We start from the raw sequence: 7,045 nt of genomic DNA on the forward strand, positions 1-7,045 counted from the left end.
TGTGATTAGTGTTAGATATATTAGTTATTCAAATATCATAAAAAAAAGATAATATTATACAAATTGTTTAGTTGACACTAGACTATCAGTGATTAAGTTCTTTTTTATGTTACATTATGATATTACTAGTATAATAGGTAAATTATTTGTATTACAAATCAGTGTGATAATTAATATTTAAACAAGTGATTAGATAAGAATGCTGTAAATATTGAATGGCTAGTAAATATAGCTAAAGTTAAAATAGTGATCGAGATCTGCTTTTTTCTTAATAAAAAATCGTCATATATACCAAAAAAGGGGATGTCTTATTATTACTCTCTATTTTTAATTGTGACTAAAACGACTATTGTTAGGGTATTAATAAAGAGGAAATAATACATACACTAGAAAATTGTCAGCATATCATTTTCACTCACTTATCTGTTTTTCCGCTTATTATTATTTCTTTGTTATCGGGTGCAAGTAGCGAAAATTTCTGCCACTTAACAATCAGGTTTATTCTGTTTTTGCTGCTTGTTTTTTCTACAGACTTTGACGCTTGTTTATTTGAAATCGCGTTAAGTACGATCGCTTATAAAGTCTGATAGTTTGAAAATAACGCCCATAAAAAGCAAGATCAGCTGATAAAAATCTTTATCGTTGATAAATAATCTCATAAGTTATGTTAGCAATGTTTTAGGATTTAACATTTGAGGTTATTTTATGCTCAGAGTGAAAAGTAGCCATGTTGTTCATAAAAAGCATCTGTATGGTGATTGTGATTAGCAGTGTTGAACAGCGATTAAATCAAAAAGCGATTCATTATGAGTCGCAATTTCATACAATATTGAGATGTTTTATGCTGACAAGGATCTTAAACAACAATCAGTAAGAGCATACTTTTTGATTTATAAATAAACTAGGAGTAAGTCACTAGTATCCACCAGCGTTATCGTTAATTAACTCAATTTAGGCAATAAAGTAGACAATAAACAATAGACTTTTGCGATAAAAGCAATAATCCACTTTATTGAAATACACAGTGATTAATGGCTACTTTTTTAGCATTTTTAACTTATTGTTGGTTTATTCTGTTTCGATAAAAGTGATTAATACTGCAGTGTCTCTTTTTGGTGATTTTTTGCCCTGAAGTGCATCCGTTTATTTTCTGTTAAAATAGCTCATATTAAATATTTAGTAGTAAGAAAATTAGGAGTAAATATGAATATTCTACTTATTAACGGTGGACAAAAATTTGGGCATTCTGCAGGACAATTAAACCGTACATTACATGATATCGCTCTGGCACATTTGGCGACATTAGGGCATCAGGTAAAAGAAACACAAATTGAAGAAGGCTATGATATCAATGAAGAGATAGAGAAATTTATCTGGGCTGATACTATTATTTATCAGATGCCGGGCTGGTGGATGATGATGCCATGGAAAGTGAAAAAGTATATGGATGAAGTTTATACTTATGGTCACGGCAAACTATATGAAAACGATGGACGTACTCGTCATGATCCAAGCAAACAATATGGTAGCGGGGGATTGTTGCAAGGTAAGCAATATATGATCTCCGTGACTTGGAATGCCCCTATTGAAGCTTTCAATGAATTTGGTAATTTCTTTGATGGGCGAGGGGTTGATGGTGTCTATTTTGCTTTTCATAAATCACAACAATTTCTTGGTTTATCTCAGCTGCCTACTTTTATGACCAACAACGTCATTAAAGAGCCTAATATTGAGAAAGATATTGTAGAATATAAAGCACATCTAACCAAAGTCTTTGGCTAAAAATTAAACGGCTCAAAAGGAGTGTTATATGCGCTATATCATTATCTTTTTGAGCCTCATTTTATATGGATTTAATCTTATGGCTTATTCAGAACAAACGCTGGTATTTATCCGTCATGGTGAAAAGCCTGATAATGATAGCGGACAATTAAGTTGTCAGGGATTAAATCGTGCGCTAGCACTACCTAATCGATTGATAACACAATTTGGTCAGCCTGATGCGTTATTTGCTGCAGCACCAAAACAAAATAAACTTGGAAATTCATTACGCTCTCTTCAAACTTTAACACCTCTTGCGGTGAAAACATCACTGCCAATCCATTTAAATTACCATGCCAAAGAGATAGACCCATTACGTAATAAACTGCTGAGCGAAGAATATCAGAATTCAGTCATTTTTATTGCTTGGGAGCATGATAATTTAGTTAAAGTAGTAAGAGATATTGTGGCGCAATTGGGTGGTGATCCAAAAGCTATTCCTAAATGGGAAAGTGGTGATTTTGATAGTATCTATATATTAAAAATAATCAAAGAAGCAGATAAGAAAAAAGTGCTCTTTGAGCAACAGCATCAACAGCTAAATGATGTGCCTAAACAGTGTCCTTAGGCTGAAAAACGCAATATATCATTGTCATATATATTAAAATAAGCTCGATTAATCATTTCCATATGGTTTAATTTATTGCTACCTATTTTATTTCTTATTCAAAAACTATTCTTTTATTATCTGTTTATTACCATTGTTAGGTTTATTTTAAGTAAAAATACTTAAAATTCTAATTGTCGTGTTGGTTTATCTCCCTGTTTAGTTTACTCAATAAAGTATCCTGTTGATCATTGTGAAGTAATATTGTTATTTATCATTTGAATGATTTTAAATATATCCGATAATTAAAATGTTCTAATTTTTATTACTAGGTAATAATACGAATATTTTTACTTTATTCATATAATAGATAACTATTTTGTTATCAGTTATAGCCATTGAATAAAGTGGGGACACTATATTAAGCAACCAGAGGTAATATGTTACTACAAACCATTTTAGCAGCGCTGGGGCCCATTATCTTGGGGCTTTTAGTTGGCTGGCTTTCCGGTAAATATGGATTTATTAAAAGAGAGTATTCACAAGCCTTTGCTGATTTTGTCGTTAAAATTGCTCTGCCTTTTTCACTCTTTTTAGCGGCAACCCAAGCTTCTCCGTCGGTTTTCTTTAATATCGACTATCTATTAGCTCTCGCGGTAGGATTAATTGTTTCTTATCTTATTGGTTTTTTAGGCGGCAAGTTCTTTTTTAAACATGATAAAAAGAACTCAGCAATGCAGGCATTATCGGTTTCATTTCCTGATATGGCTTATTGTGGACCACCAGTATTACTGGCAACAGTCGGCTCATCTGGTTTGATTGCTATGGTGGTGGGAAATTTGATCTACACGGTAATTATTTTACCTTTTACTATCATGATCATTAGTGGTGCCAAACAAGGAAAAAGCATTTTACAGTCATTGCTTAATGCTATCTCTCAGCCATTAGTTTTCCTGCCTATTTTGGGGGCTATGCTAGCTATTTTCGGCGTTAAGCTACCAGAGATTTTACAAAACTCAGTGAATGAAATAGGGAAAACATCTGGTGGTGTAGCATTATTTTTCTTAGGACTATTAATTTCAGGGCTCAAACTCAAAGTTAATACTGAAATTGTTTTTAATGTGATAATAAAGAATGTTGTACAAGGGGCATTAATTTTAGGAACGGGATTTGCACTTGGATTAGAAACTGAATTATTAAAAGCCGTCTTTCTAATTGGTGTATTGCCTACTGCAACAGCGGTGCCTGCTTTAGCTATTACAAATAAGGCCTATGCTGATATGGCAACGGGCACTGTATTATTAAGTACGCTATGTTCATTACTTTCTATTATTGGTGGTATCACTATTGTAGAAATGATGTAATTTTTCTAAGTATATTTACTTGGAAAAGGGTAATTAATAATAACGATGCAAATAAAAAATAAAACAGACCTTTAATTTCCGGTCTGTTTTATTTTTATCGGTAAGATATAACTAAGGTGTTTCTAATTTTAATATCTTAGCCGTTGATGCACGAATATTACGACAAGCATCGGCATCTATTTTGAGATCAATACCATAAGTTGGAATAATCGTTTTAAGACGATCTTCCCAACCCTCATTTTCAAGTTGCTGTTTAAAGCAAGATTTAATGATATTGATGGCAATAAATGCTGCTGTAGAAGCACCAGGTGATGCCCCCAATAACACTGAAAATGATTTATCTGCGCTACTAATTAGCTCAGTACCAAACTCTAATACGCCATGATGTTTAGCTGCGGGTTTAATAATCTGCACTCGTTGACCTGCAACAGCTTCTTGCCAATCCTCATGTTGAGCCTGAGGATAGAACTGTTTAAGCATTTCAAATTGATGTGCTGACGTTTGTAATACTTGACCAATTAAATATTCAGTTAATGACCAGTTATCTTTCGCGACATCTAGCATAGGTTCAATATTGCTGGGGCGAATTGACTCAAATAAATCTAAATAGGAGCCGTGTTTTAAAAATTTACTTGAAAAACCAGCATAAGGGCCAAAGAGTAGGGAGCGTTTACCTGCAATAATACGAGTATCAAGATGGGGGACAGACATCGGTGGTGAGCCTACATCTGCTTTTCCATAAACTTTGGCATGATGGCGAGAGCTGATTTTATCTTCATCACAACGCAGCCAAATACCACTAACAGGGAAACCACCGTAGCCTTTACCTTCTGGAATACCTGATTTTTGGAGTAAATCGATAGCGCGTCCACCGGCACCAACAAATACATATTTAGCTGTAATTAGGTATTTATCATGGGTGGTGAGATCTTTAACTTCGATATTCCAACCGCCAGTCTCATTTCTTTTGATATCAATAACATCATGTTTATAGTGCAACTCAAAATTATCTTGTTGAGAAAGTTGCTTAACTAATAGATGTGTTAATGCGCCATAATCGACATCAGTACCAGTAGCTACTCGGGTGACAGCAAGCTGTTGATTCGGATCACGCCCTTCCATAATTAATGGCGCCCAATCTTCAATTTGCTGTTTGTCTTCACTGTATTGCATATTTTCATAACAGTGATTGGCAGACATTTGGCGATAGCGTTGATGAAGGAATTTAACGTTATCTGCACCCCAAACAAAACTCATATGAGGGCAAGCATGAATAAAATCACGCGGATCGGCAATTTTTCCTTTTGTTACTAAATAAGACCATAATTGGCGCGATAAATCGAACTCGGTGTTCACTTCTAACGCTTTACTGATATTAACGGTGCCGTCAGGATTTGGTGGCGTATAATTTAGCTCACAGTTAGCAGCATGTCCTGTTCCCGCGTTATTCCATGAGTTAGAGCTTTCTTGACCACAATCATTAAGTCTTTCAAACATCGCGACTTTTAAATTAGACTCTAGTTCTTTAAGAAGTGTGCCAAGTGTTGCACTCATAATGCCAGCACCAATGAGCGCGACATCTACATGTTCACTAATAGTTTTATTCATACAGACCCCAATTACTTAGTTGTTTTGGTCGGTTTAAAACATAATCCTGCATCTTCTTTGTAAACAACATAAGCTCGTCGCCAAGGTTCATCATCCATAAGACGCCATTTATGACCAGTGCCACTGTTATCTTGCGCTAACAACACATCACCGGGTTTAATGATAAAAGTTGAGCCATCTTTTGTTTCAAACTCTAATGTTCCTGATAACGTAATAACATAACGAGGAACGGGATCTTGATGCCAATCATATGAACCACCCGAAGTTGTTTCTCTAAACGATAACTCTGAAACAGCAATTGGCAAACTCTCACTATCACCTCGTGAACTATCCTTAAATTCGATGATACCTTCTTCAAATAAAGAGTTACCATCTTCTCCGGTCCATAAGCGAACACATCGTATCATTTCGTCAAACTCCTTTAATATTTTGATACTTAAAATTTGATATTAGTTTAGTATAGATAACTTTCTTATTATTTCTTCCAATCACTATCACAATTAGGCGTTTTTATTACTAAAATAATCGTAGCAGTAATTAAATAATATAGTTGATTATTATAGCTATTTAGTCTCTAACTTTAAGGGGAAGGCTTATTTTTATTGATGTGATATATAGATATGTTTGTGTTTTGTTTTTATTGAAAATAATTCGCTAAAAGATATTTTTTAAAGTTAATTATTTTTGGTTGTTGTGTCATATTTTAAGTATTAATACTGATAATTTATATTAATAAAAATAGTTAGAGTGCAGAGTTTGGATTAACGAAAATAGAGATATTTCCTCACGCTTTTGACGAAAGAGGGGGATTCTTTTTTTGTTATCGTTATAGTAATTACTCTCTTATTGGCATGTGATTAAGTTTAGCTGAAGGGTTGATTGGCGGTTTTTAGGTATCAGCACGATCAGTACACAGCATTATAGATAAGTTGATAACACAAGATAATCACAATAAAAATTAACATATATTTATATTGTGATTATCAATGATTTTGAAATTTAGACACCAAAGTTAAAAGTAAAAACAGCTTCACCTATATAATCAATTCCATCAGTTAAATCGATATTGTTTTGTGCCAATTTTTTTCTTGATAAAATATACGCATACCTACTTTCGTTATAAGCTCCTATTTGTATTTTTGCATTAAACACTTTTCCAGCTATAAGTTTTAAATTGTTTTTATCAACCTGGGCTTGAGGTTCACTAGTTAACGCTGTTAAGGTATCTTTAAAAATAGTTGCAGACGATCCAGTCCAAATCTTATCTGCCACTCTTCCTAAATAAGCTCGTTTATTATCAACTTTGATATCAATGACATCAATTATATATCCACCAATCTCTTGTTCTGTATTTTTTGCATTAACTAATCCAAAAACGCTAATTTTCGCTGAATCTGTTGAACTTGTTTTATAAGTATCTGATACCTTAAGTGTTAAATAATTGCTTGCGTCACAGGATATTTTGATATTGGCACTCTTAGCTCCTAGTGCGTAATTTTCCTCAGCAGGAATAAAAGAGGGGGATATTACACCATAATCAATAATAATATCATTATCACCAGCATTAACGGTGCAAGTAGGGGGAGTAATATCACCGTTTATTTTTAAGTTAGCGCCTGGTGGAGTAGCTAATGCTGGTGTTGACATTACAATCAGCGTAGCAAGACTAAATAGCAATTTTTTCATATAGCCATTCCTTTTTATA

6 protein-coding genes are annotated in these 7,045 nt (G+C 33.7%); 3 read left to right on the forward strand and 3 right to left on the reverse strand.

From position 1 onward, the window contains the following. Positions 1-1,203: 1,203 nt before the first annotated feature. From AACU98_RS07850 to AACU98_RS07860, 3 genes are all read left to right on the forward strand, one after another. A complete protein-coding gene (locus AACU98_RS07850; RefSeq protein ID WP_004243958.1) occupies positions 1,204-1,782 on the forward strand; it encodes an NAD(P)H-dependent oxidoreductase in 579 nt (192 codons plus the stop codon). Positions 1,783-1,810: 28 nt separating this feature from the next. Beyond that, the gene (locus tag AACU98_RS07855) at positions 1,811-2,389 is read left to right on the forward strand and encodes a histidine phosphatase family protein (RefSeq protein ID WP_161734735.1); all 579 of its coding nucleotides are present in this window, start codon (positions 1,811-1,813) and stop codon (positions 2,387-2,389) included. Positions 2,390-2,808: 419 nt separating this feature from the next. After that, positions 2,809-3,732, forward strand: a complete 924-nt coding sequence (locus AACU98_RS07860) for an AEC family transporter (RefSeq protein ID WP_004243956.1) — start codon at positions 2,809-2,811, stop codon at positions 3,730-3,732. A 111-nt stretch (positions 3,733-3,843) separates the two neighbouring features. Here AACU98_RS07860 and mqo read toward each other — a convergent pair whose 3' ends face one another. The 3 genes from mqo to AACU98_RS07875 form a co-directional block, all read right to left on the reverse strand. After that, positions 3,844-5,340, reverse strand: coding sequence for a malate dehydrogenase (quinone) (mqo, locus tag AACU98_RS07865; protein WP_012368161.1), 1,497 nt, complete (start codon positions 5,338-5,340; stop codon positions 3,844-3,846). A gap of 11 nt (positions 5,341-5,351) precedes the next feature. After that, positions 5,352-5,747, reverse strand: coding sequence for a cupin domain-containing protein (locus AACU98_RS07870; protein WP_004243954.1), 396 nt, complete (start codon positions 5,745-5,747; stop codon positions 5,352-5,354). A gap of 592 nt (positions 5,748-6,339) precedes the next feature. Beyond that, a partial coding sequence (locus AACU98_RS07875; RefSeq protein WP_237612219.1) for a fimbrial protein occupies positions 6,340-7,045 on the reverse strand: 706 nt, incomplete at its 5' end.

It is taken from the genome of Proteus sp. G4380 (assembly GCF_963885725.1).
GTDB lineage: Bacteria > Pseudomonadota > Gammaproteobacteria > Enterobacterales > Enterobacteriaceae > Proteus > Proteus mirabilis.

Coding starts and splice junctions, on each gene's coding strand:
- AACU98_RS07860 (WP_004243956.1), top strand. CDS start 2,809: ATGTTACTACAAACCATTTTAGCAGCGCTGGGGCCCATTATCTTGGGG.
- mqo (WP_012368161.1), bottom strand. CDS start 5,340: ATGAATAAAACTATTAGTGAACATGTAGATGTCGCGCTCATTGGTGCT.
- AACU98_RS07855 (WP_161734735.1), top strand. CDS start 1,811: ATGCGCTATATCATTATCTTTTTGAGCCTCATTTTATATGGATTTAAT.
- AACU98_RS07870 (WP_004243954.1), bottom strand. CDS start 5,747: ATGATACGATGTGTTCGCTTATGGACCGGAGAAGATGGTAACTCTTTA.
- AACU98_RS07850 (WP_004243958.1), top strand. CDS start 1,204: ATGAATATTCTACTTATTAACGGTGGACAAAAATTTGGGCATTCTGCA.